Raw genomic sequence first — 22,776 nt, forward strand, 5'->3', positions numbered from 1 at the left:
GCACGTCCCGGCCGGCCGCCGCACGCACGCACGCACCACGCCCGGCCGGCGGCCGGCCACCCACGCGCCCGCCGCGGACCTGTCCCGGTCCGCGGCGGACGCCGCGGCGTCCGGCCCACCGCGCGGGACCCGGTTCAGGCGTCCAGGGAAGCGTGGACGAGTTCGCCCAACTCGGCGTCGGTGACGGCCGCCGCGTCCCGTGAGCGCAGGCGGATCGTCGCCTTGCCGCTGAGGAGGTCCGGGTGCCGGCCGGTGAAGGCCGCGCTCCGCTCCTTGTCCCACCCGTAGAACGAGACGCCGTGCCGCCAGACCGCCACGTGCAGCTTCCGGCTGCCGACCCGATAGGTCGGCATGCCGTAGGACAGCACGAGATCCGCCTCGGGGTACGCCCGCGTGATCAGCCGGTGCACCCGGTCGAAGAGCGGGCGGTGCTCGGGGGCGATCGCTTCGATGTAGGCCTGCACGTCGGCGTCCATACCGCTCATTGTGGGCCGCGGACCGCCCCCGCGCCCCCGCAGCGCACCGGCGGAACCGACCCGGGCGTCGCGCCACGTCCGCTCCGCGTCGGCGGCCCGGCCGGCCCCCCGCCCCGGCCGTGCACAGCCAACTCCGCACAGCCAACTCCGCACGGCCGGCGGCGCTTTGGACGGCCGAACCTCTTGCGAGCAGCGGGTCCGATGCGTTCCAGCCGATCTGTGGGCGACGACAGCCGGTGCACGGGTACACACCGCGGTCCGGCTCCGCGACCGGGCGCAACCACGGGCCGGTGGTGGTCGTCCTCCGCGGTGGAGGTGGGGGGATGACGGCCGACAGGGTCCTGGCGGTGGTGGGCGGCGCGTTCGGGGCGGCGGCGCTGGTCGGGTACGGGCGCGCGTTCGCCGGGGTGAGCCGGGCGCGGCGGGCGGTCCGCGTGCCCGGGCGGGTGGTGGCGGTGGACACCCCGCCGGCCTCGGGTTCGGACAGCGCTCGGGGGATACCGGTGGTGATCGCCTTCCGTGACGCGGCCGGCGGGACGGAGCTGACGCTTCCGACGGCCTCGCGGCGCAACGGCAGGCTGACCGAGGCCTGGGTGGGGCGGGACGTCGGGGTGCGGCACCCGCCGGGCAGACCGCAGCGGTTCACCGTGTCGGGGTCCGTCACCGCCGTGACGCCGAGCGGCCTGCGCGGGCCGACGCTCCTCGCGGTCCCGGCGTGTGCCGCGCTGCTGCTCTGGCTCGCCCTGCACCACGGGTGGGGCTGGGCGCCGCTCGGCGGCGGGGCGGCGTTCGCGGCGCTGATGGGCCGGGTGACGGTGGCCGCCTCCCATGAGCGGTCCCGGCGTGCGGCCCTGCTGACCGGTGCGCTGACCGCGCCGGGACGCGTGGTGGCCGTGCAGGAGCACACCTCGACGGACGACAGCGGTGCCAGGACGGTCACCTTCGTCCCGGTGGTCGCGTTCACCACGTCTGACGGCCGGGTGGTCACCGGCCAGTGCCGGACCGGGATCCGGGACGTGCGGCGTTCCCTGGGCAGCGCCTGCCAGATCCACTACGCACCCTCCGACCCGGCGGTCTTCACCGCGGACCCGGCCGCGGAACGCCTCGCGGGCGGCTGCGGTCTGTTCCTCGCCGGTTTCCTGACGGTCCTCGGCCTGGCGGTGACCGTGGTGGGCCTGATCGCCCTGCCATGACGGGACGCCGGGGGGTTGCCACGAGTGGGCCGGTGCCCGTCTCCTGACCCCGTCTCGTCAACCTGTCCCGCCACCCTTGACCGCCGGCTCTGTCACGACTGGGTAACGGGCGACGTCGCGTGCAGCAGCATGGGGGTCCCGGCCGTCTGGTGGGGGTGAGACGACGGTACGGGTGACGCGAGCAGGGGGTGGGAATGCGTCCCGACGACTTGGCGGAGTTCAGCGCGTTCGTCCGGGCGAGATCGGCGGCGCTGTTCCGCACCGCGTTCTTGCTGACCGGGGAGCGGGGGCAGGCCGAGGACCTGGTGCAGTCCGCGCTGGAACGGCTGTGCCGGCACTGGCGGACGGTCGGCCGCGCCCAGGCGCCGGAGGCGTACGCACGGCGGGTCCTGGTCAACCTGGTGTACGACCGGCACCGGTCCAGACGGCGCTCGGGGACGGAGGTGCCGCTGGACGACGGCGGTCCCGCCTCCGGGTTCGACGCGTACCAGCAGATCCTCTCCCGCGACGAGCTGATGCGGGGACTGCGGGCCCTGCCGGTCAACATGCGGACGGTCCTGGTCCTGCGCTACTTCGACGACATGACGGACGCGGAGATCGCCACCGCACTCGGGATCCGCGCGAGCACGGTTCGGTCGCAGGCCGCCCGGGGCCTGGCCAAGCTGCGCGCGGCGGCCCAGGACCGGACCGCCGGCCCGGCCGGGGGAGGGACACGATGACTTCAGAGCGCGAGGACGCCATGGACGACACGACCTCGGCCCAGGCCGCCGCGGAAGACCCCGGATGGCGAACCGAACTGGCCGCCGCCATGACCGAGTTCGCCACGGCGGAGCGCCCGCCGCACTTCGATCCGTCGGCCATCGCCCGGACCGTGACGGCCTCCCGGCGCGCACGGATCCTCGTCACCGCCGGGGCGGCGGCCGCCGCCGCGGCCGCCGTGGCCGCCGTGGTGCTGACCACGGGCGCCGGCCACGGCACGCGGCCGCTGCCACCGGCGACCGCCACTCCGACCCGGTCGACGGCGCCCGCCGCGCCGATCGACTCCGACACGGTGGTCCGCGGGCTGTTCCCCGCGGCCACGATGTACCAGGACCCGCGGACACGGGGGCGGGTGGACCTCACGCGCGTGCGGGCCCTGTTCTCCGACCCCGCGGCGTTCGCGACGGTGTGGGGCGACGGCGGGTCCGGGGTCACCTGCGGTCAGCGGGCCGACGGCGTGCTCGCGGGGGACCCGACGGGCGTGCTCTTCTACCGGGGCACCACCCTGCTCGACCGGCGCGCGTCCCTGGCCCTGGACCCGGTCAGCGGGCGGATCACCGGGATCACCTGCGGCGCCCGGCGCGGGGACCCCGGCGATCCCGTGGTGGCCGGCCGGTACGGGCGTGCGACGGGGAGCGGCGGGGGCACCACGGACTGCGGCCGGCCCGCGCCCACCACCTGGCTCGCGGACGAGCCGAGGTCCGGGACCGTCGTCCACGGCTGGACGGTGACGCTGGACGGCGCGACACCGTTCGCGCTCGGCGTCGACGACGTCCAGGGCACGGTCCACGCCACCTGCCCGTCGTGACGCCCGCCCCCGTCGCCCGCCGCGGTGCGGAGCATGCTCACGTTCCGCTCAACTCCCGTGTGGCGCGCCCCGGGCCGGGCACATAGTGGTCACGCGCCCCGGGGCGCGCCACGCCGGCGGTGAGCCGGCGCGGGTACGACGGCTGGGGGGAGTTGCCGTGACGTCGGCATGGAAATGGCTGGTGCGGCGGATGCGGGCCGCGGTGTCGGAGCGGGACCGGATGAAGCGCTACGACTTTCCCGAGGCGCACCGGATGACGCAGTCCCGGCGGCAGCACGAGGCGGGTCTGTCCCGTCACTACGCCGGACCGACCGGGCACAACCAGGGCATGGGCTGACCAGGCCCGGCGCCGGACGTCCTCGTCCGCGCCGGACGTCCACGGCCCGTCGTCTACGGCCGTAGACGACGGGCCGTATGCTCGTCGCCATGACTGGTGGAACACCCCCGCGCCGCCGCGACGCCGCCGCGACGCGGGAGGCGATTCTGGCCGCCGCCGTCGTGGAGTTCACCGAGCACGGATACGACCGGGCCGGGGTCCGGCAGATCGCCGAGCGGGCCGGCGTGACGGCGATGATGATCAATCGCTACTTCGGCTCGAAGCAGGGCCTGTTCGCCGAGGCGGTCGATCGCTCCTTCGGGCCGCCGACCGTGGTCGGCACCGAACGCGGCGGACTGACGCGGGCGATGGCCCGGGCCCTGGCCGAGCGCACGGCCCCCGGCGCCGAACGCCTGGACCCGTTCCTGCTGATGCTCCGCTCGGCGTCGGACCCCGAGGCGGCGGACATCGTGCGGCGGGGGATCGAGACGCACGTGGGGGCCAGGCTCGCCGACCTGGTCGGGGGAGAGGAAGCCGGCCTCCGGGCCCAGTTGGGACTCGCACTGGCGGCCGGGACCTGGCTGTTGCGCAGCGTCGTCGGCGTCGAGGCGCTGGCGTCGGCCGACGACGAGCGCCTCGCCGAGCTGCTGTCCGCCATGCTCGAACCGGTCACCGGGCGCGCGGGGGCGGCGGGTTCCGAGGCGTAACCGGCCGTCCGAACGGCTCGCCCGTGGCGCGGTCAGAACGCCGAGCGGATGAGTCCGCCGTCCACGCGGAGGGTGGCCCCGCTGACGTACTGCGCGTGCGGGCCGCAGAGGTAGGCGACGGCCGCCGCGATCTCTTCGGGCTCGCCGAAGCGGTTCTGGTCGTTGGGGATGAGCGCCTCGACCGCCTTCGGGTGGATCTCCTCCCAGGTGTGCCCCCAGCCACGGGCCGGCCCGATCTCCGTGACGAGGTCCTGGACGCTGTCGACGAGGATCGCGCCGGGGGAGACCACGTTCGAGGTGACGCCCGTGCCCTTGAGATCGCGCGCCAGCGAGACGGCGAGGTTGTGCCGGGCCGCCAGCGTGGCGTTGTACTGCGGGTGGGTGTTCATCGGCTGGGAGGCCAGACCGCCGCCGATGGTCACCACGCGCCCCCAGCCGCGCTCGCGCATCGCCGGGACCAGGTGCCGGATCATCCGCACGCCGGAGACGACGTTGACGTTGTAGGTGTCGTTCCACTCCTGGGGTGACGCGTCCGCCCAGGACAGGTGGCGGTAGAAGCCCGCGTTGTTGACGAGGATGTCGACGGGACCGTCGGCGGTCGCCGCGCGGGCCACGTCCGCGGCGCCCTCGTCGTCGGCCAGGTCGCCCAGCGCGGTAGCGGCCGATCCGCCGGCCGCGCGGATCGCGGCGGCGACCGCTTCCGCCCGCTCCTTGTTCCGCCCGTGGATCACCACGGCCGCGCCCTCGGCCGCCAGCATCCTGGCGGTCGCCTCGCCGAGCCCCGCGGTGGAGCCGGTGATCAGCGCGCGCTTGCCGGTGAGTTCGAGGTTCATGTTCCGCTTCCCTTCCGGGGTCCGGCCGACTGCCGCACCCCGGTGGCGCGGGCGGCGGGCGACCCCGACAGCAGTAAGTATACAGCCGTAGACTTAGCGGCTCTCGGTCGAGGATTCCCGGAATCGCCGACCCGTGCCGCGGCCGGGTGCCCAGGGGTCGGTGGCGGGGTGGGTGCCGTCGGCGCCGCCGCGCTGAGCTGCGGAAGGAACGCTCAGCGCGGTGCGGCGATCACGTGCAGGGTCTGCTCGGTACACCTCTCGGCCCTTCCGCTTTGCGTTTCGTTGGAACATGTTTTTTTGACTCGGACCTTGACGCTCAAATGAACACGACTTCACACTGTCGCGCAGTCACCCGGCGACTTCGGCCCCACGCCCCAGAGCCGGGAAGCACCTCCTGAGCTGTCCAGCCCCCCACCGGCGAAGGACCCTGCCGTGCATCGACACCTGAGCTTCCGCCTGCCTTTCCAGCAGCCCGCGCTCCCGGCCGCCGCGCCGTCCGCCGCCCGGGCCCGGCCCCGCGCCTGACCGCCCCGCACCGCGCCCGACCGTCCCGCACCGGGCCGAGGCGCCGGTGCACCGCGCCGGACGCCCCTCGCGCGACGCACCGCGCACGTCGCACCTCCTACGACGGAGCCCACACCCCGCCCCGGCCCAGGCACCACCCACCGGTTTTCCCGTCCGACCCCGACGAAGGAGCCACGCCCATGCCCCTCATCGACCGTCTTCCCTCCCGGTCCTCCGGGCGGTCCCGTCCACCCCGCTCGCTGTGGTCCCGGCTCGCGGCCGGCGCGACCGTGCTCGGACTGGCCGCGGTCACCGCGCCGGCGCTCGTGCTGCTGGGCCCGGCCCCGCAGGCCGAAGCGCTCTCCAACGGGCTCGCCCTCACCCCGCCCATGGGATGGAACGACTGGAACTCCTTCGGCTGCAACGTCACCGAGCAGAAGGTCAAGTCCGTCGCCGACTACATGGTCTCGTCGGGACTCGCGGCCGCCGGGTACAGCTACGTCGACATCGACGACTGCTGGATGTCCGGCAGCCGTGACTCGGGCGGCCATCTCGTGCCGGACCCGGCCAAGTTCCCCGACGGGATCAGCGGCACGGCCGCGTACGTCCACGGCAAGGGCCTGAAGCTCGGCATCTACGAGAGCGCGGGGACCAAGACCTGCGCGGGCTATCCCGGCAGCCTCGGCCACGAGCAGACCGACGCCAACAGCTTCGCCTCCTGGGGCGTGGACCTGCTCAAGTACGACAACTGCAACAGCGACGGCACGTCCCCGCAGCAGCGCGACACCACGATGCGGGACGCGCTGGCCAAGACCGGCCGCTCGATCCTCTACAGCCTGTGCGAATGGGGCCAGGACAACGTGTGGACCTGGGGCGCGGGCGTCGGCAACATGTGGCGCACCACCGGGGACATCAACGACAGCTTCGGTTCGCTGCTCTCCAACTTCCACACCAACGTGCAGCTCAGCGCTTACGCGGGACCGGGCGGCTGGAACGACCCCGACATGCTCGAGGTCGGCAACGGCGGCATGTCCTTCACCGAGGACCGCAGCGAGTTCAGCCTCTGGGCCGAGATGGCCGCGCCGCTGATCGCCGGCAACGACCTGCCCAACTCCTCGGCCGCCACGCTGTCCCTGCTCGGCAACCGGGACGTCATCGCCGTGGACCAGGACTCGCTCGGCAAGCAGGGCACCGAGATCTCCTCGGCCGGCGGCCTGGACGTGCTGACCAAGCCCCTGGCCAACGGTGACCGGGCCGTCGTGCTCTTCAACGAGAACGCCGGCGCCGCGACGATCTCCACGACCGCCGCCGCGGCCGGACTGCCGGCGTCGTCCTCCTACACGCTCAACAACCTGTGGTCGCACGTGAAGACCACGACGAGCGGCGCCATCTCCGCGACCGTGCCGGGCCACGGCAGCGTGATGTACCGGGTCTCCACCGGCTCCTCCACCACGACGGGCACCACGCACCCGCTCGTCGGGGCGTCCTCCAACCGCTGCCTCGACGCCTTCGACAACCAGACGGCCCCCGGCACCAAGATCGAGATCTGGGACTGCAACGGCGGCACCAACCAGCAGGTGACGTCCACCTCCGCGGGCGAGCTGCGGCTGTACGGCGGTACGCAGTGCCTGGACGCGACCGGCGGCGGGACGTCGGCCGGCACCGCGGTCGAGCTGTGGACGTGCAGCGGCGGTGCCAACCAGCAGTGGCGCCTCAACCCCGACGGCACGATCACCGGAGTGCAGTCCGGCCTGTGCCTGGACGTCACCGGCGGCGACCAGGCGTCCGGCAACGTCAACGGCGTCGGGCTGGAGCTGTGGACGTGCAACGGCGGGGCCAACCAGCAGTGGCGTCTCGGCTGAGCTGAGCTGAGCCGGCCCGCCCCGGCCCGTCCCGGCGTTCCGGGTGGGCGCCGGCTCGCGCCTCGTGGCCCGAGCCGGCGCTCAGCGCGGTTTCGGCCGGACGCTTCGCTGAGGGCGGCTTCGCTCAGGGCAGCTTGGGGCGGGGCAGTTTCAGGCGGGGCGGGTTCACCGGCCGCGGGCGCGCGGCGGGGCGGCCGGTGACGATGCGGGTGGGCGTCGGGGCCGGTGGCCGTTTCGGCGCCGGGAGCGCCTGCTCCACCCAGATCGTCTTGCCGGCGGCGCTGTGCCGGGTACCCCAGCGGCGGGCCAGCCCGCCGACGATGTGGAGCCCCCGGCCGGACTCGTCGAGCAGGCGCGGCAGCCGCATGTGCGGCGCGGTGCTGCTGGTGTCGGAGACCTCGCAGATGAGCGCGTCGGTCTTGATCAGCCGCACGGTGATGGGGGGAGTGGCGTAGCGGAGCGCGTTGGTGACGAGTTCGGTGACCACCAGTTCGGTCGCGAAGCTCTGCTCGCGCAGCCCCCACGCCGCCAGCTGCCTGCCCGCCATCGCCCGTGCCTGGCCGGGGGAGCGCGCGTCGGCCGGGAACCGCCAGGTGGCCACGGCGCTGTCCGGCACCGCGTGGACCCGTGCGAGCAGCACGGTGACGTCGTCCTCGCCCCCGGGCAGGGCCAGCGCCCAGACGTCGTCGCAGATGTCCTCGAGCGCGCGGGAGGCCGGCGGCAGGGCCGTCGCGATGGCGGACAGGGCGGTGTCGGCCTCGGAGTGACGCAGGTCGAGCAGGCCGTCGGTGAAGAGGGCGACGACGGTGTCCTCGGAGAGGTCCAGCGTGGTCGTGACGAACGGGGTGCCGCCGATGCCCAGCGGAGGGTGCTCGGCGAGGTGCGGAAAACCGACCGTGCCGTCGGGGTGCAGCACCGCGGGCGGCGGATGACCCGCGCTCGCGAGCGTGCACGTGCGCGAGACCGGGTCGTAGACGGCGTACAGGCACGTGGCGCCCAGGTCCCGGGTGTCGTCCTCCTCGGCCAGTTGGGCGGCCAGATCGTCCATCCGGGCCAGCAGTTCGTCCGGCGGGAGGTCGAGATCGGCGAGGGTGCGCACCGCCGTCCGCAGGCGGCCCATGGTGGCCGCGGCGTGCACGCCGTGACCGACGACGTCGCCCATCACCAGCGCCACGCGGGCCCCCGACAGCCGGATGACGTCGCACCAGTCGCCGCCCACCCCGGCCTCGCTGTCGGAGGGCAGGTAGCGGTGGCACACATCGACGGCGTGGTTCCCGTTCAGAGCCCCGGGCATCAGCCCCTGCTGCAGCGCTAGGGCGACGTCCTGCGCCTTGTGCAGGGTCCGCTCCCGGGCTCTGACATGGCTGAACAGCACGGCGGTGGCCGCGGCGGCGGCCAGGAAGGCGAGCTTGACCAGCGTCACGTCGGTGCTGTTGCTGTGCTGGGACTGGTCGACGCCGAGGAACAGGCCGATGGTGAGCACCCCGAACAGCGCGGTGACGCGGACGCCGTGCACGGCGGCGGCCAGGAACGGCACCACGGCCAGCAGCAGGGCGAAGTGCGCGCTGGGCGGGGCCATGGTCAGCAGGGCCGCGGCCACGGCCAGCGCGAAGGACGGCAGCAGCCGGAGGCCGCGGGTGGACAGCGCCGGACGCGCCCGGGGCGCCGGGGAGAGGCCGCGCACCGTCACGGTCCTCGTCCGACGAGGGGACCCGGAGCCGGTGCGGCACGCAGCGCCACCATCGCCCGACACGGAGGCACGCTGGGCGGAATGTCCATATCCCCATCATTCCCCCACTCCGCACCCCGGGCCAGAAACCCATTCCCCGTCCCGGAAATGGAAGGGGACACCGTCATGCGTTCGTGTGGCACCCGGGGTGCGGGCGGTCTTCCGCTTCTACGCGGCCGAGGTGATCGACTTCGAGGTGGACCTTCGGGAGCTGCAGCGGCAGGAGCGGCTCGACGTGTTCCGCGAGGCAAGCGACATGGCGGCCCGTCACTCGGACTCGTCGCCGGGCCACAACTCGTCAGCCCGCAGTGCCAGGTCCTGCAGCATCTGCGCGGACGACACCTCCGTGTGACCGGCGTCGTGGATCTCCGCCAGCGAGACGAACAGCATGGAGAAGACGCCGGTGATCCGCTCGAACACCGGGCCGATCTGGAGGCTGAGGGCCTCGGACAGCTCCTCGGGCGTCGAGCGGGCCGGCAGCGTCACCGTCGGCAGGACCTCGTTGAGCAGCGACCGCATCGTGCCGCTCAGCACCTCCTCCCCGCGGGACGGGTCCGCCTTCAGGATGTCGTGCACTTCCTGGGCTTCCGTGAGGATGGCGATGATCCTGCGTACGAAGTCACTGTCGCGCATACCGGTGACTGTACGCGTTTGCCTGAGTTCACCCGCTCATCCGCCTGCTCGGGCGGAGGACGGGTCAGCGGTCCTCCGGAAGGACCCGCCGTCCGGGATCAGCCGGCGGTGGGGGCGTTGCGCCGGTCGTAGGCGACCCGCGCCTCGTGGACCTTGGCGGCCCGGGTGTGGGTCCAGGTGCACAGGACACGGGTCTCCTCGGCGATCTCGCCGCCGAGGTCGGTGAGCGCGTACTGGACCAGGGGAGGGGTGGCCCGGCCGTCGACGCTGCGGTTGATCAGGCCGTCGCGCTCCAGGGTCCGCAGCGTCTGCGACAGCATCTTCCGGCTGATCCCGCCGATGGAGCGCTGCAGTTCGGAGAACCGCTGGACGCCGCGCTCCCGCAGGCTCAGCAGCATGAGCAGGGCCCACTTGTCGGCGAGGTCGACGAACACGTCACGGCTCGGGCAGGCCGCGTCGAGGATGTCCATCGGCCGGCTGGGGTCCAGTACGAACGGCTGCTCCTCCTGTGACATGCCCCTCATCGTACACCAGCACTCCAAAGCACACCTGTACTCTTTTAGAGGTCTGATCTACTTTAGAGACTTAGTCGATTTGAGGAGCACTCCTGTGACTGCCAGCACCCCCACCCCCCGGGTCGCCGTCGCCTTCCACTCCGGCTACGGCCACACGGCCGTCCTGGCCGAGGCCGTCAGGCGCGGCGCGGAGAAGGCCGGAGCCGAGGTGGCCTTCATCCCGGTGGACGCCATCACGGACGAGCAGTGGGCGCAGCTCGACGCGGCGGACGCGATCGTCTTCGGCTCGCCGACCTACATGGGCGGCGCGTCGGCGGGATTCCACGCCTTCGCCGAGGCCACCAGCGGCCGGTACCTCACCAGCACCTGGGCGGACAAGATCGCCGCCGGATTCACCAACTCCGCCTCCAAGAGCGGTGACAAGCTCAACGCCCTGAACTTCATGACGGCCCTCGCGGCGCAGCACCACATGATCTGGGTCGGTCTGGGCCTGGCGCCCGGCTGGAACGCCCTGACGGCCACCGAGGACGACCTCAACCGCCTGGGCTTCTGGCTGGGGGCCGGCGCCCAGACGCCGCAGGACGGCGGCACCGAGACGGTGCACTCCTCCGACATCGCCACCGCCGGGCACCTGGGCGCCCGCGTGGCCGTGCAGGCGCGGATCCGCGTCGCCGGCACCAGCGCGCTCGCCGCCTGAAGGACCGCGAGGACGACCATGAACACCTTCGCCATACGACAGCGCTTCGACGCCCCCGCCGCCACGGTCTGGGACCTGATCGGCGACTTCTACTCCGTCGGGACCTGGATGCCGGGCGTCGCCGGCGTCGTCGCGGACACCACCGCGCATACCCGCACGATCACGATGCAGGACGGCGAGCGGCTCGTCGAGCACCTGCTGGAGGAGGGCCCGCGCTTCCACGCGTACCGCTTCCTCGACCCCGGGCCCGTCCCCGTCGCGGAGTTCCAAGCCCGGATCACGGTCGTCGACGCCGGGGCGGGCGGGTCGGAGATCCACTGGGAGGCCTCCTTCGCGCCGGTACCCGGTGTGGCGGCGGAGGACGCCGCCGCGGCGGTCGGCGGCTTCTACCGGGCCTGCCTGGACAAGGTCGCGGCCGAACTCGGCCGGGCAGGGCGTGCGGGCCAGGACGTTACGTGCCAACCTTGATCTGGGGGCCGGAGCACGCGCCTCCCGCGGGGAACGCGAAGCCCGCGAAAGCGAGTTCGTCCTGACCGCCATGTTCGAACGCGTCCCCGAGACCGTCCTCCGGGCCGGACGCGACGCGGGCTGACGACAGCGCCGGGAGTACGCCGTGCCTCACCTGATCCCCAGCCGTTCGTTCGGCGTCTTCACCCATGCCCTGCGCTCGGAGGAGCCCGCGGAACGGCCCGCGGTGCGGCAGGCCGCCGCCGAACTGCAGGATCTCGGGTACGCCTGCGTCTGGCTGGGGGGCAGCAGCAGCGTGCGGCACGCGGCGCACGTCATCGAGCACACCTCGCGGATCACCGTGGCCACGGGCATCACGAACATCTGGTTCGACGCTGCCGAGGACGTCGCCCGTGACCGCGCGGCCCTGGAGGCCGCGCACCCGGGCCGGTTCCTGCTGGGGCTCGGCGCCAGCCACGCCGAGCTCGCCCGCGACTACCGGCGCCCCTACTCGGCCATGGTCGCCTACCTCGACCGCCTCGACGCGGCGGGCACCCCTGTTCCGGCCGAGGGCAGGGTGCTCGCCGCACTCGGCCCGAGGATGCTGACCCTGTCCGCGGAACGCGCGGCCGGGGCCCACCCCTATCTGGTCAACCCCGACTTCGTCCGGCAGGCACGCGACGTGATGGGACCTGACGCCCTCCTCGCGCCCGAGGTGACGGTCGTGGCGGAGAAGGACCCGACGCAGGCCCGAGCGCGGGCCAGGGAGTGGATCGAGTACTACCTCGTCCTGCCCAACTACCTCGCCAACCTGCGACGACTGGGCTTCTCCGACGAGGACTTCGAGGCCGGCGGCAGCGACCGGCTGATCGACAGCCTGGTCGTCTGGGGCGACGAGGAGACCGTGGCGCGGAAGATCCGGGCGTACCACGACGCAGGAGCCGACCATGTGGCGCTCCAGGTGCTCAGCACCCGCGAGGAGGAGTTCACGCCGCTCGTGGAGTGGCGTCTCCTGGCGGGCCTGCTGGGCCTGACCTGACGGCCGGGCCCGCCGGGCCCGAACCGACGGCCTGCCCATCGATGCGGGAGTAGCGATGCCTCTTCAAGGCGAGTACCAGCCGAGCCCGACCGACTACGTGCGGCTGCAGGTCGAGCTGTACGAGATGACCGACGGCGCCATCGGGAACACGTTCAAGGACCGTCCCGTCATCATTCTGACGACCAAGGCGGCCAAGTCCGGGAAGCTGCGCAAGAACCCGCTGATGCGGGTGGAGCACAACGGCCGGTACGCGATCGTCGCCTCCAACGGCGGCGGGGCGAAGGACCCTGTCTGGCACCGCAACGTGATGGCCAACCCGACCGTGGAGATCCAGGACGGCCCCATCAAGCACGACATGCGGGCCCGGGAGGTCTTCGGCGAGGAGAAGAACGAGTGGTGGGTGCGGGCCGACACCGCGTACCCCGAGTTCGCGGACTACCGGAAGGTCGCCGGACGTGAGATCCCGGTCTACGTCCTGGAGCCCGTCGAGATCGCCGACCAGAAGTTCTGACGGTCTGGCGGCTCGGGTTGTCCGGGTCCGGACGTCCGGACCCGGACAACCCGAGCCGGCCCGGTTCAGTCCGTGACGGGCTCGAGGACGAACACCGGGATCTCGCGGCCCGCGGTCGCCCGGTACTCGGGGAAGTGCGGGTAGGCGGCGTCGGCGCGCGCCCACCACTCGTCCTTCTCGGCCCCGGCCAGCTCACGGGCGACCATGTCCTGCTTGACCGCGCCGTCCTGCAGTTCGACCAGCGGGTGGTTCTTGACGTTGCGGTACCACGTCGGCTCGGGACCGCCGCCGTTCGAGGCGACCACGGCGTACACGCCGTTGTGCTCCACCCGCATCAGCGGGTTCTTGCGGAGCTTGCCCGACGTGGCGCCCTTGGTGGTCAGGATGACGACGGGGAGGTCGAGGAAGGTGCCGCCCTCGACGCCGTCGGTGGCCTCGTAGGCCGCGACCTGGTCGCTGACCCACTCGACCGAGCTGGGCACGTATTCGCCGTGCAGAGGCATGGGGTTCTCCTGCTGATGTGGGGGCTGTCCCGGCCGGCCGCTCCGGCCCGGACGTGCGCGGGGGCGCCCGCGGAGGGCGGACGATCCCGTGCGTCCACATTACTTGCACACGCATGCAATCGGCAAACGCCGGTATTCTGCTTGCGCGCTGTGATTGGTGCGTCACCCGCGCATTCCGGTACGGGCCCGCGCAGAGCGCAGACCGTCGACGAAGATCCGCAGGTCCTCCGTGACGGCGTCGGCCTCCGGGTCCTCCGTGCCGGTGCCCGCGTCCGTGCCGGAGCCGCCGGCCGGCGCCGCGGGCAGCGGGCGGATGTAGTCGCGGACGAGCATCAGCAGGGCCGCCATGTGCTGGGCGTCGTTCGGGGGCAGGGTGCCGTCCTGGCGGTTCCGGTCGAGGACCGCCGCGAGGTTCAGAACAGCGTCGAGGGCGTCCTGCTCCTGGACGACGTCGCGGCGCGGGGCCGAGCCGGCCACCCGCTGCTGCGCGTACTCGGTGAGCAGTTGCTGCATGACCCGGTACATCCGGGCGGCGGGCACGTTCATGGTGGACATGGCGCGACGTTATGTCCTGGAGTGCCCTGTGCCGGGGCAACGGCCCGGCCGGGTCGTCCGGTCGGTCGACGCGGCCGCCTGCGCGGCGGCGGCGTCGCCCGATCGGGGCCGTCCCGGCCGGCCTTGGAGCGGGGAGATCAGAAGGTCATGCTCCAGCGCAGGAGGTGGCCAGGGTCGAGGTCGTAGAACCCGGGCGTTCCGTCGGTGACGCGCAGCTTCCAGGTGCCGGTCGCCTGCACCGCCGAGGCGTCGACGGTGTAGGTCGCGTGGAGTTCGGGCGTCAGCACCCACGGTCCCCAGGCCTTGACGGGGACGACCGTGCCGTCCGGGGCGATCAGGTCGATCACCATCGCGTTGCTGAACTCGTGCTCGATGTCGACGCCGACCTTCAGGTCGGCCGGGGCCTTCCCCGGCCTCCCGTGGACGACCATCGGCGACTCGATCACGCCGAACTGCGGGATCACGGTCGTCGTGGGGTTGACGAAGTAGTGCCCGCCGGAGGCCAGCGCGGTCCAGGTGAACGCGATCCGGCGGACGTCCCCGGCCGCGTCGGCGATGCTGACGACCGAGCTGAAGTCACCGGCCCTGTCCGGCGTTCCGCTGATCAGACCGGTGGTGCGGCTGATCGTCAGCCCGAGGGGCAGCCCCTTGGCGGAGTAGGTCACCGGCCCCGGACGGCTGCTGGACGCGGTGATCTGCCGGCTGACCGGCTGCCCGGTCGCCACCGGCTCGGTCGGCAGCGGCTGGACGGCGATGTGGTCGACGTAGCGGGCGCCCACGTTCACCCCCGCCCAGGCGTTGGCGACGGCCTCGTAGGCGTCGCTCTGCGCCCCGTAGAGGTCGGCGGCGGACTGGAGCGTGGCGGTGCGGGCCGCGGCGTAGTCGGTGGTGCTGGTCATGTAGACGGTCAGCGCGCGGTACATCACGGCCGCGGCGTCGGTCAGCCCGATACCCGCGACCGGCAGCCCGTCATAGGTGGGGCTGTCGTAGGCCACGCCGTTGATGGTCTTCTGGCCGCTGCCCTCGGCGAGCAGGTAGAAGAAGTGGTCACCGATGCCCGCCGCCATGTGCGGCTCGTCCGTCCGCGCCTGCGGGGTCCAGTAGTCCAGCGGCGCGTAGCCGACGGAGCTGATGCCGGCCTTGGAGGGAAGGTCCATGTAGCGGATGGGCTTGCCGTCGCCGTGCAGGTCGTCCAGTTCGGCCATCGTGTAGTCGGGCACGTCGTTCGGGTTGTTCGCGTAGAACTCGACCGCGGCGGCCATCATGTCGCTCACCGCCTCGTTGAGCGCCGGCGATTCGCCGAAGTCGCCGAGGCCCGCCGTAGCCGAGGTGACGCCGTGGGTCATCTCGTGCGCGGCGATGTCCAGGGACGTCACCGGGTGCTTGCCGTCCGCGCCGTCGCCGTAGCTCATGCAGAAGCAGCTGTCCTGCCAGTTGGCGTTGGCCAGCGGGACGCCCTGCTGCTGCTCGTAGTGGACGCGGGAGTAGCTGCCGCGGCCGTCGTCGGCTATGCCGTTGCGGCCGAAGCGGTCGCGGTAGAAGTCCCAGGTGGTCTGCGCGCCGTACGCCGCGTCCACCGCGGCGGTCTGCGGGTTCGCCGCCGTGCCGTCGCCCCACACGTCGTCGTCGTCCGTGAACAGCACGCCGTTGGAGTCGACCGTCGAGTCCAGCGTGCGATGGCCGCCGTGGGCCGGGTCGATCAGCGCGTAGCTGCCGTCGGCCTGGAGGGTGGAACCGATCGTCACCTTCCCGCTGTAGAGGCTGTCGCCCTCGGCGGACTCCACGTGCTCGGCGTTGTCCAGGGTGGCGCCGCTCGCGGCGTCCGTGACGACGTGGCGCTCACTGGGGGAGCCGTCCTGCTGCACACCGGTGACGACCGTCTCCCAGGCCAGCCTCGGCCGGCCGCCCGTCATCCAGACCACCTGGCGCGGGGCGGTGCGGGCGCCGGCCCTCCGGGTGCCCTTGGCCGCGGCGGTGCTCAGGGCCGACTTCCGCGCGGTGGCGGCCGGCACCTTCGCCGAGGTGGTCGGCAGGGAAAGCGCGGCCGTGGAGGCGTAGGTGACGCTGCGGGCGCCGCCCGCCCGCTGATGGACCACCAGGTCGCCGCCGATCACCGGCAGCCCCGCGTAGGTCCGCTCGTAGCGGGTGTGGACCGTGCCGTCGGCGTCCTTGACCACGTCCTTGGGGACCAGCTTCTCCTTCGGGCCGAGCCGCAGTGCGCGGGCCGTGTCCGCCGCCGCCTTCGCCGCCCGGCCGAGGAACTGCCGCCGCTGCGCCGGCGACAGGTCGACGGCTGCCGCTCCCGGCCGGGCCGTGGCCTTGATCTCGGGGAGCGCTCCCACGTTCCGGCCGTGCCCGGAGGGGCCGGAGGCGGAGGCCGTGCCGCCGGGCAGGGCGGAGACGGTGAGCACCGCGGCTGCCACCGCCAGGGTGGCGGCCAGGCGCCGCCGGGGCCGGCGCGAGCCCTGTGGGGACGCGCTCGTGCTGGTGGACGAATTCACTCCTGGGGTCCTTCCGTTCGGCCGCGTGCCGGTGGGGACGGCCGCTGAGGGGCGGGGAGGCCGAAGGTCACGGCCCCGCCGCGTCGCTGGCGGGAGTGATCATCGCAGCGGCTGTTCGGGCCTGTCAGGGGGTGCCGGGGGCGCGAACACGACACGGCGGTAAAGCGCCTGCGGCCGGTCGGTGACGGGCACGGGGACGGCCGGGGCGGCCGCCCGGGGCCGGGCGGCCGGGCTCGGCCACCGATGCGGCGCGGACCGCCCACCCGGTTGGGTGGGCGGAATCGCCGGGGCACCGGCGGTCGGGAAGACTCGGGGTGTGGCGGTGGCGGCCGACGGCGAGGGCTTCCAGGGCGAGACGCAGGCACGGGTGCGGATGCCGTACCGCGTGCGCGGACCGGTGCGGACCATCCTCGGGCGGCTCGCCGTGGCAGTGGGCCTCATCGTGGTCGCCGCCTGCGTGGTGTACGCCGGGCGGGACGGGTACCGCGACGCGACCGGACGCCCCGTCAACTGGCTGACCAGCTTCTACTACGCCGTCGTGACGCTGACGACCATCGGCTACGGCGACGTCGTCCCGGTGACCGGCACCGCGCGCCTGGTCAACACGCTGGTCATCACACCGCTGCGGCTCGGCTTCCTGCTGGTCCTGGTGGGCACCACCTTCCGTGCGCTGACCGAGCGCACCCGCCGCGAGTGGAGCGAGCAGTCCTGGAGGCGCAAGGTGCGCGACCACACCGTCGTCATCGGCTACGGCACCACGGGCCGTGCGGCCGTGTCCACGCTGCGGGCCCGCGGGGGCCGGCCACGCCGCATCATCGTGATCGACCCGGACCCGGCGGCGGTGGGCGACGCCAACCGGCACGGCCTGGTCGGGATCGTCGGCGACGGCACCGGCACCGACGTCCTGGAACGGGCGGAGCTCGGCAAGGCCCGGCACGTGCTGATCGCGACCTCCCGCGACGACACGGCGGTCCTGGCCGCCCTCACCGCCCGCCGGATGAACCCGTCCGCGGTCATCACCGCCTCCGTGGCCCGCGCCGAGAACGTCCCGCTGCTGCGCGGCGGCGGGGCGGACAACGTCATCACGTCGTCCGAGACGGCCGGGCACCTGCTCGGCGTGGCGGCGCTCAACCCGGCTGTGGGCACGGTGCTGGAGGACCTGCTGTCGGTCGGGTTCGGCCTGGAGGTGGCCGAGCGGCCGCCGGACGCGGGCGAGGTCGGCAGGGGGACGGAGCACATCCGCGAACCGCTGCTCGCCGTCGTGCGCGACGGGCGCCCGCTGCGCTACTGCGATCCGCAGATCGGCGGCATCCGCGCCGACGACCGCCTGATCGTCGCCCGCGAGGCCCCCGGGGCCGACGCGCGCCGGCAGCAGGGCTGACGGCCCGGGCGGCCACGTCACCGCCCGGCGTCCCGCCGCGACCGGAAGGGGCCGGGGCGGGACCACAGGCGGTGACGGCGCTCAGGGCTTGAGTGTGAAGGTGAAGTCGGCTGCCGTCCTGCCGGACAGACGGATGGCCGAGACCAACTTCCCGTCGGCGAGCAGCCGTTCGACCCCGGCCCGGGACAGGCCGACGCCCTCCGCGATCAGGCGCACGGGGCGCACCGGGATCGGCGCCGCGAAACGCACGGCGACGTCCCGCACTTCCGCCCGGGCGGGCGGGGCGCCGGTGTCGAGCCGCCACGCGCCGTCCCAGTCGAGCGGGATCCGGTTCTGGTGCTTCAGCAGCAGTTCGGCGGGGAGGGTGGGGTCGTTGCCGTGGAGGCGGTCGAGCAGGCCGGGGCGTACCGAGCGGACGGCCACGCGTTCCAGGACGGGGAACTTCGAGCCTCGCGCACAGCCGCTCCGGCCTGCCTGCCGGACGGAGTCGATCGACCCGGGCGGGAACCGGCGCACGGGTGCCCAGGTTCGCCTCGTAGGATGCGGGCGTTCGAATGGAATGAGGGGGGCTTGGTCTCGTGAACACGGCGGGGAAGATCGGCGTCACATGCCTGGCGGTGGGCGTGCTGGCGGTGGGCAGTGCGGGCGTGTACAAAGTGGTCCACAAGTCGGGCGGTCCACCGCGTTACGACGCGTCCTCCCCGGCCACGACTCCGCCGAGCGACACGGACGCCCAGCAGGCCGCGCTCGCGTTCCTGCAGGGCTGGGCGGCGGGTCCCGCCCGTTACCAGGAGGCGGCGGACGGCACCGACGCCCCGGCCGCGGCGGCCGCCGCGCTGCGCGGCTACCACGACGGGCTGGGGCTGACCTCCGTCGCCCTGACGGGCACGGCGGTCGCCGGGCCGACGGCCGGCACCTCCAACGGCGCGCACGTCACCTTCACCGTCACCGCCCACGTCAGCGGCGGCACCTGGTCCTACGCGGACGGCCTCGACGTCCTGCGCAGTTCCAACGGCGCGGAGGCGGTGCACTGGGCGAGTACGGTGCTGCACCCGAAGCTGCACCCGGGCCAGTCGCTGAAGGCGGGCACGCTCCCGTCGGGCGCGACCGGGGCCACCGTGCTCGGGGACGACGGCAGGACCGTGCTGACCGCCGCCCGCTACCCCTCCCTCCGGGACATCATCACCACGGTCGGCAAGAGCGGCGTCGGCGCCGGCGGGACCGCGGGCACGGGGGTGGCCGTGGTGGACGCCAAGGGCGCGTTCGTATCCGCGGCCAAGACGTTCACCCGCGGCAAGCCCGGCACCTTCACCACCACGATCGATCCGAAGCTCCAGGCCGTGGCCGAGCAGGCGGTGAAGGGCAAGCCCAAGTCGTCGGTGGTGGCCCTGGACTACACCACCGGCCGCATCAAGGCCGTGGCCTACAACGGTCCCGCGGGCAACACCGCCTTCATGGGCTCCGCGGCGCCCGGCTCGACGATGAAGATGATCACCTCGGCGGCGGTCATCGACAAGCTCGGCCTCACGCCCTCGTCGCCCGCGCCGTGCGCCAAGACCATCAGCGCCGGCGGCGCCACCTTCCACAACGACGCGGGCGAGTCCGACCCCACGGCCGACCTGAAGCGGGCGTTCGCGATGTCCTGCAACACCGCGTTCATCCACGTCGGTTACCGCATGCAGCCGGGAGACCTCGCCGACGAGGCCAAGAACGTCTTCGGCATCGGCACCGACTGGTCCGTCGGCGGGGGAGTGTTCGTCCAGGACGGTTCCGTGCCGGACGTCCCGCCGGACAACGCCACGCAGGCCGCCGACCTGATCGGGCAGGGCAAGGTCCTGATGAACCCGCTGGCCGTCGCGTCCGTGGCGGCGACCATCGCGGACAGCCACTACCACCAGCCGGTCATCCTGCCCGGCCAGGCGCAGAAGCCGGCCGCCCGGCCGATGTCGGCGGGCACCGCCGCCGCGGTGCGGCAACTGATGCGCGCCGCCGCAGGCCCCGGTGGCACCGCCGCCGCGCGGATGGCCGGGATCAACGGCGGCGCCAAGACCGGCACCTCCGAGGTCGGGCAGAACGCCGAGACCACCAACGGCTGGTTCGCCGCCTACGACCAGGACGACCACATCGCCGTGGGCGCCCTCGTCATCGGCGGCAAGACCGGCGCCGACTCCGCCGGGTACATCGCCCGCGACGTCCTCCTCGGCCCCTGACGGACGGGCCCCTCCGCGGCACGGCCGCGCGCGACCGGACCCGTCCGCGCGCGGCCGTGCCCGGCCCCGGAGGTCAGCCGCCGCCGACGCGCGCGGCCTCGTCCTGCAGGGCCGTCACCAGGGCCTGCGCCTGGGCGGACGGGCGCGGCCGGGTCACGGCGACGGTCGCGCGGCCGGACCGGGAGCTGTCCGCCACGGTGACGGTGCGCACGCCCGCCGGGAGAGCGGGCAGCGCCAGATCGGGGACGACCGTCAGGCCCAGGCCGGCCGCGACCAGACCGAGCCGCGTCGACCAGCTGCGCGCGGTGTGCGCGATCACGGGGTCAGCCAGCGTCGGCCACGCCCCGAACTGCGGCTCGCCCGCGCTGCCCTCACCGGCGATCCAGGGCTCCTGGGCGAGATCGGCGACGGTCACGCGTGCACGGCCCGCGAACCGATGCGTCCCCGGCATTGCCACCAGGAGATCGCCCTGGAGCACGGTGGTCTGCCGGAGTCCGCTCAGGTCGTAGTCCGGCAGGCCCTGCCCGACCCCGATGACCGCCACGTCCAGCCGGCCCGCCCGCAGCCGCGTGAGCAGCGCGGGCGTCGAGGCCTCCTGCAGGACGACGGCCAGCCCCGGGTGCCCGGCCGTCAGGCGCGCCATCGCCCGGGGGACCAGGGCCATCGCGGCCGTCGGATAGGCGCCGGCCGTCAGGCGCCCGGCGAGCCGGTCGCGAAGACCCGCCAGCTCCAGCTCGGTCGCCGCAAGGTCGGCGAGGACCTCCGTCGCGCGCCGGACGAGCACCTGGCCCGCCGGAGTGAGGGCGACCCCGCGCCGGTTGCGGTCGAAGATCGGCGCTCCGGCGGCCGCCTCCATGGCGGCGACCTGCCGGGAGACGGCCGACTGCGTGTAGCCGAGGGTCTCGGCGGCCCGCGTGAACGACCCCTCGGCCGCCACCCGCTGGACGACCCGCAGACCGACGAGCGTGAACTCCGTCATGCCCCCGAAGGTAACATGCGGTTTCGGCATGGAAAGCGTGCGGGATCATCGTTGGCCGGCATGGCTGACGCCGCGCACACTGAAGGCATGGCACAGACATTCACGCAGCAGGATCTGGTGGCACGACTGGTCAGGGCCGGGGAGTTGGAGGTCTCCGGCGAGGACCCGGCGGAGGTGGTCACGTACTTCGACCCCGAGAGGTTCCGCTTCCACGGTCCGGACGGCTTCGAGTCCGGCTTCGACGGGCTCACCGCCTACTTCGCCTCGGTGCGCGAGGCGTTCGACGACCGCTCGATCCGGCGCGGCGTCGTGGTGGCCGAAGGGGACCGGGTGGCCTGCCAGACGTGGATCGAGGGCACCTTCGTCCGCGAGTTCACCCACTCGCCGGCCGGTCCGCTGCCGCCGAACGGGCGCCGCGTCGTGTTCGACCTCATCAACATCTTCCGCTTCGACGACGCCGGCCGCCTCGTCGACGAGTGGGTGCGCACCGACAACCGCTCGCTTCTGCGCCAGTTGGGCGCCGAGGGCCGTTAGGGCCTGAACGGGCCTGAACGGCCCTGAACGGCCCTGTACGACGACGCCCGCCCGCCGCACTGTGCGGCGTCAGTGTCCGGCGTCGTTGGCGCAGCGGAAACCGAGGTTGCCGGAGGAGGAGTCGGGGGTGTTGGAGGAGCGGGCGGACACCCGGTAGCGGTTGCAGTAGGAGTCGTGGCACAGGTAGGAGCCGCCGCGCAGGACGCGGGTCGTTCCCGTCGGCGGGCCCGGCGGGTTCTCCGGCGGGGACTGGGCGTAGTACGCCGGGGAGAACCAGTCGGAGCACCACTCCCACACGTTGCCCGCGGTGTTCCACAGCCCGTGGCCGTTGGGACGGTAGGTCTTGACCGGCGCCGTGGTCACATAACCGTCCTCGGCGGTGTTGCGGTGGGGGAAGTCCCCCTGCCAGATGTTGCAGCGCCACCGGCCGCCCGGGGTCAGCTCGTCACCCCAGGCGTAGCGCCGGCCGGCAAGGCCGCCCCGCGCGGCGTACTCCCATTCGGCCTCGGTGGGCAGGCGCTTGCCGGCCCAGGCGGCGTAGGCGGCGGCGTCGTTCCAGGAGACGTGGACGACCGGGTGGTTCTGCCGGCCGGTGACGTCGGAGTGGGCGCCCTCGGGGCGGCGCCAGTGGGCGCCGCGGACGTTGATCCACCAGGGAGTCCCGGCGGCCTGGCCCAGGACGTCGGCGGAGGGCGCGTCCACCACCAGGTGGAAGACCGCGGACGAGCCGTAGCGCTCGGCGTCCGTGACGTGGCCGGTCGCCTTGACGAAGGTGGCGAACTGGGCGTTGGTGACGGCGGTCTCGTCGATGTGGAAGGGCGCGAGGTGTACCGGGTGGACGGGGGTCTCGCCGTCGGCCGGGTACCCCTCGTCGAAGGCGTCGCCCATGGCGAACTCGCCGCCGGCCAGCCGGACCTGCCCGCGGGTCGAGCGGGGGGAGGCGACCGGGACCGGCGGCGGGCCGATGGTCAGTGGCGCACTCGCCCCCGGAGAGCAGCAGGAGCCGTGTACGCGTGTCATGAGTCCGTTTCCTCCGATCGGGGTGCCGTACGCCGGTGGCCCGTGAAGGACCAGCGGCGTACGG

General features: G+C 73.4%; 23 protein-coding genes and 1 pseudogene. 13 read left to right on the plus strand and 11 right to left on the minus strand.

The genetic code is table 11. The features are described from left to right. Positions 1-134: 134 nt before the first annotated feature. The gene (locus K7862_RS25055; RefSeq protein ID WP_222966366.1) at positions 135-476 is read right to left on the minus strand and encodes an iron chaperone; all 342 of its coding nucleotides are present in this window, start codon (positions 474-476) and stop codon (positions 135-137) included. A 323-nt stretch (positions 477-799) separates the two neighbouring features. On the opposite strand from K7862_RS25055, the gene K7862_RS25060 reads away from it, so the two are divergent. The 5 genes from K7862_RS25060 (at position 800) to K7862_RS25080 (ending at position 4,259) form a co-directional block, all read left to right on the plus strand. After that, positions 800-1,669 carry a DUF3592 domain-containing protein gene (locus K7862_RS25060; RefSeq protein ID WP_222966368.1) on the plus strand — a complete coding sequence of 290 codons (870 nt, stop codon included), beginning with the start codon at positions 800-802 and terminating at the stop codon, positions 1,667-1,669. A gap of 194 nt (positions 1,670-1,863) precedes the next feature. Further along, complete coding sequence (locus tag K7862_RS25065) at positions 1,864-2,388, plus strand: SigE family RNA polymerase sigma factor (RefSeq protein WP_222966369.1); 525 nt, start codon at positions 1,864-1,866, stop codon at positions 2,386-2,388. Further along, on the plus strand, positions 2,385-3,236 hold the full coding sequence (locus tag K7862_RS25070) for a hypothetical protein (RefSeq protein ID WP_222966371.1): 852 nt from the start codon (positions 2,385-2,387) through the stop codon (positions 3,234-3,236). The genes K7862_RS25065 and K7862_RS25070 overlap by 4 nt, the downstream gene beginning before the upstream one ends. A gap of 157 nt (positions 3,237-3,393) precedes the next feature. Beyond that, on the plus strand, positions 3,394-3,573 hold the full coding sequence (locus tag K7862_RS25075) for a hypothetical protein (protein ID WP_222966373.1): 180 nt from the start codon (positions 3,394-3,396) through the stop codon (positions 3,571-3,573). 89 nt (positions 3,574-3,662) lie between these two features. Continuing rightward, the gene (locus K7862_RS25080; protein WP_262413749.1) at positions 3,663-4,259 is read left to right on the plus strand and encodes a TetR/AcrR family transcriptional regulator; all 597 of its coding nucleotides are present in this window, start codon (positions 3,663-3,665) and stop codon (positions 4,257-4,259) included. Positions 4,260-4,291: 32 nt separating this feature from the next. Here K7862_RS25080 and K7862_RS25085 read toward each other — a convergent pair whose 3' ends face one another. After that, complete coding sequence (locus K7862_RS25085; RefSeq protein ID WP_222966377.1) at positions 4,292-5,092, minus strand: SDR family NAD(P)-dependent oxidoreductase; 801 nt, start codon at positions 5,090-5,092, stop codon at positions 4,292-4,294. Between the two features lie 704 nt (positions 5,093-5,796). Between K7862_RS25085 and K7862_RS25090 the strand changes: the two genes are divergently transcribed. Further along, a complete protein-coding gene (locus K7862_RS25090; RefSeq protein WP_222966379.1) occupies positions 5,797-7,458 on the plus strand; it encodes a glycoside hydrolase family 27 protein in 1,662 nt (553 codons plus the stop codon). A gap of 124 nt (positions 7,459-7,582) precedes the next feature. Here K7862_RS25090 and K7862_RS25095 read toward each other — a convergent pair whose 3' ends face one another. The 3 genes from K7862_RS25095 to K7862_RS25105 all read right to left on the minus strand — a co-directional run bounded on the left by K7862_RS25095 (position 7,583) and on the right by K7862_RS25105 (position 10,335). Then, the gene (locus K7862_RS25095) at positions 7,583-9,142 is read right to left on the minus strand and encodes an ATP-binding SpoIIE family protein phosphatase (RefSeq protein ID WP_308012168.1); all 1,560 of its coding nucleotides are present in this window, start codon (positions 9,140-9,142) and stop codon (positions 7,583-7,585) included. 312 nt (positions 9,143-9,454) lie between these two features. Further along, entirely contained in the window at positions 9,455-9,820 is a 366-nt protein-coding gene (locus K7862_RS25100; RefSeq protein ID WP_222966381.1) for a hypothetical protein, read from the minus strand. Between the two features lie 98 nt (positions 9,821-9,918). Continuing rightward, positions 9,919-10,335, minus strand: coding sequence for a winged helix-turn-helix transcriptional regulator (locus K7862_RS25105; protein ID WP_262413750.1), 417 nt, complete (start codon positions 10,333-10,335; stop codon positions 9,919-9,921). A 94-nt stretch (positions 10,336-10,429) separates the two neighbouring features. Here K7862_RS25105 and K7862_RS25110 point away from each other — a divergent pair, with 94 nt between their 5' ends. From K7862_RS25110 to K7862_RS25125, 4 genes are all read left to right on the plus strand, one after another. Then, positions 10,430-11,032, plus strand: coding sequence for a flavodoxin family protein (locus K7862_RS25110; RefSeq protein WP_308012169.1), 603 nt, complete (start codon positions 10,430-10,432; stop codon positions 11,030-11,032). A gap of 18 nt (positions 11,033-11,050) precedes the next feature. Further along, positions 11,051-11,500: an SRPBCC family protein gene (locus tag K7862_RS25115; protein WP_222966384.1), complete on the plus strand. Its 450-nt coding sequence runs from the start codon at positions 11,051-11,053 to the stop codon at positions 11,498-11,500. Positions 11,501-11,645: 145 nt separating this feature from the next. Further along, positions 11,646-12,518: an LLM class F420-dependent oxidoreductase gene (locus K7862_RS25120; RefSeq protein ID WP_308012170.1), complete on the plus strand. Its 873-nt coding sequence runs from the start codon at positions 11,646-11,648 to the stop codon at positions 12,516-12,518. Between the two features lie 55 nt (positions 12,519-12,573). Further along, the gene (locus K7862_RS25125) at positions 12,574-13,029 is read left to right on the plus strand and encodes a nitroreductase family deazaflavin-dependent oxidoreductase (protein ID WP_222966387.1); all 456 of its coding nucleotides are present in this window, start codon (positions 12,574-12,576) and stop codon (positions 13,027-13,029) included. A gap of 65 nt (positions 13,030-13,094) precedes the next feature. Here K7862_RS25125 and K7862_RS25130 read toward each other — a convergent pair whose 3' ends face one another. The 3 genes from K7862_RS25130 to K7862_RS25140 all read right to left on the minus strand — a co-directional run bounded on the left by K7862_RS25130 (position 13,095) and on the right by K7862_RS25140 (position 16,588). Further along, entirely contained in the window at positions 13,095-13,532 is a 438-nt protein-coding gene (locus K7862_RS25130) for a nitroreductase family deazaflavin-dependent oxidoreductase (RefSeq protein WP_222966389.1), read from the minus strand. Between the two features lie 162 nt (positions 13,533-13,694). After that, positions 13,695-14,087: a hypothetical protein gene (locus K7862_RS25135; RefSeq protein WP_222966391.1), complete on the minus strand. Its 393-nt coding sequence runs from the start codon at positions 14,085-14,087 to the stop codon at positions 13,695-13,697. A gap of 137 nt (positions 14,088-14,224) precedes the next feature. Next, positions 14,225-16,588, minus strand: a complete 2,364-nt coding sequence (locus K7862_RS25140) for a M4 family metallopeptidase (RefSeq protein WP_308012171.1) — start codon at positions 16,586-16,588, stop codon at positions 14,225-14,227. Between the two features lie 316 nt (positions 16,589-16,904). Here K7862_RS25140 and K7862_RS25145 point away from each other — a divergent pair, with 316 nt between their 5' ends. Then, positions 16,905-17,969 carry a potassium channel family protein gene (locus K7862_RS25145; RefSeq protein ID WP_308012172.1) on the plus strand — a complete coding sequence of 355 codons (1,065 nt, stop codon included), beginning with the start codon at positions 16,905-16,907 and terminating at the stop codon, positions 17,967-17,969. Between the two features lie 81 nt (positions 17,970-18,050). Here K7862_RS25145 and K7862_RS25150 read toward each other — a convergent pair. Beyond that, positions 18,051-18,428: pseudogene (locus tag K7862_RS25150) on the minus strand (DUF1062 domain-containing protein); the annotation flags it as partial. A gap of 119 nt (positions 18,429-18,547) precedes the next feature. On the opposite strand from K7862_RS25150, the gene K7862_RS38320 reads away from it, so the two are divergent. Next, positions 18,548-20,179: a penicillin-binding transpeptidase domain-containing protein gene (locus K7862_RS38320; protein ID WP_222966393.1), complete on the plus strand. Its 1,632-nt coding sequence runs from the start codon at positions 18,548-18,550 to the stop codon at positions 20,177-20,179. 73 nt (positions 20,180-20,252) lie between these two features. On the opposite strand, the gene K7862_RS25160 is transcribed toward K7862_RS38320, so the two are convergent. Further along, positions 20,253-21,158, minus strand: coding sequence for a LysR family transcriptional regulator (locus K7862_RS25160; protein ID WP_222966395.1), 906 nt, complete (start codon positions 21,156-21,158; stop codon positions 20,253-20,255). Between the two features lie 87 nt (positions 21,159-21,245). Between K7862_RS25160 and K7862_RS25165 the strand changes: the two genes are divergently transcribed. Then, on the plus strand, positions 21,246-21,692 hold the full coding sequence (locus tag K7862_RS25165) for an ester cyclase (RefSeq protein WP_262413751.1): 447 nt from the start codon (positions 21,246-21,248) through the stop codon (positions 21,690-21,692). A 69-nt stretch (positions 21,693-21,761) separates the two neighbouring features. Here the strand turns inward: K7862_RS25165 and K7862_RS25170 are convergent, their stop codons facing one another. Beyond that, complete coding sequence (locus K7862_RS25170) at positions 21,762-22,712, minus strand: formylglycine-generating enzyme family protein (protein ID WP_222966399.1); 951 nt, start codon at positions 22,710-22,712, stop codon at positions 21,762-21,764. Between the last annotated feature and the right edge of the window lie 64 nt (positions 22,713-22,776).

Source organism: Actinacidiphila acidipaludis (assembly GCF_019890725.1).
GTDB classification, from domain to species: domain Bacteria; phylum Actinomycetota; class Actinomycetes; order Streptomycetales; family Streptomycetaceae; genus Actinacidiphila; species Actinacidiphila acidipaludis.

Coding starts and splice junctions, on each gene's coding strand:
- K7862_RS25085 (WP_222966377.1), bottom strand. CDS start 5,092: ATGAACCTCGAACTCACCGGCAAGCGCGCGCTGATCACCGGCTCCACC.
- K7862_RS25160 (WP_222966395.1), bottom strand. CDS start 21,158: ATGACGGAGTTCACGCTCGTCGGTCTGCGGGTCGTCCAGCGGGTGGCG.
- K7862_RS25060 (WP_222966368.1), top strand. CDS start 800: ATGACGGCCGACAGGGTCCTGGCGGTGGTGGGCGGCGCGTTCGGGGCG.
- K7862_RS25135 (WP_222966391.1), bottom strand. CDS start 14,087: ATGTCCACCATGAACGTGCCCGCCGCCCGGATGTACCGGGTCATGCAG.
- K7862_RS25170 (WP_222966399.1), bottom strand. CDS start 22,712: ATGACACGCGTACACGGCTCCTGCTGCTCTCCGGGGGCGAGTGCGCCA.
- K7862_RS25065 (WP_222966369.1), top strand. CDS start 1,864: ATGCGTCCCGACGACTTGGCGGAGTTCAGCGCGTTCGTCCGGGCGAGA.
- K7862_RS25115 (WP_222966384.1), top strand. CDS start 11,051: ATGAACACCTTCGCCATACGACAGCGCTTCGACGCCCCCGCCGCCACG.
- K7862_RS25130 (WP_222966389.1), bottom strand. CDS start 13,532: ATGCCTCTGCACGGCGAATACGTGCCCAGCTCGGTCGAGTGGGTCAGC.
- K7862_RS25105 (WP_262413750.1), bottom strand. CDS start 10,335: ATGTCACAGGAGGAGCAGCCGTTCGTACTGGACCCCAGCCGGCCGATG.
- K7862_RS25125 (WP_222966387.1), top strand. CDS start 12,574: ATGCCTCTTCAAGGCGAGTACCAGCCGAGCCCGACCGACTACGTGCGG.
- K7862_RS25070 (WP_222966371.1), top strand. CDS start 2,385: ATGACTTCAGAGCGCGAGGACGCCATGGACGACACGACCTCGGCCCAG.
- K7862_RS25165 (WP_262413751.1), top strand. CDS start 21,246: ATGGCACAGACATTCACGCAGCAGGATCTGGTGGCACGACTGGTCAGG.
- K7862_RS25090 (WP_222966379.1), top strand. CDS start 5,797: ATGCCCCTCATCGACCGTCTTCCCTCCCGGTCCTCCGGGCGGTCCCGT.
- K7862_RS25100 (WP_222966381.1), bottom strand. CDS start 9,820: ATGCGCGACAGTGACTTCGTACGCAGGATCATCGCCATCCTCACGGAA.
- K7862_RS25055 (WP_222966366.1), bottom strand. CDS start 476: ATGGACGCCGACGTGCAGGCCTACATCGAAGCGATCGCCCCCGAGCAC.
- K7862_RS25080 (WP_262413749.1), top strand. CDS start 3,663: ATGACTGGTGGAACACCCCCGCGCCGCCGCGACGCCGCCGCGACGCGG.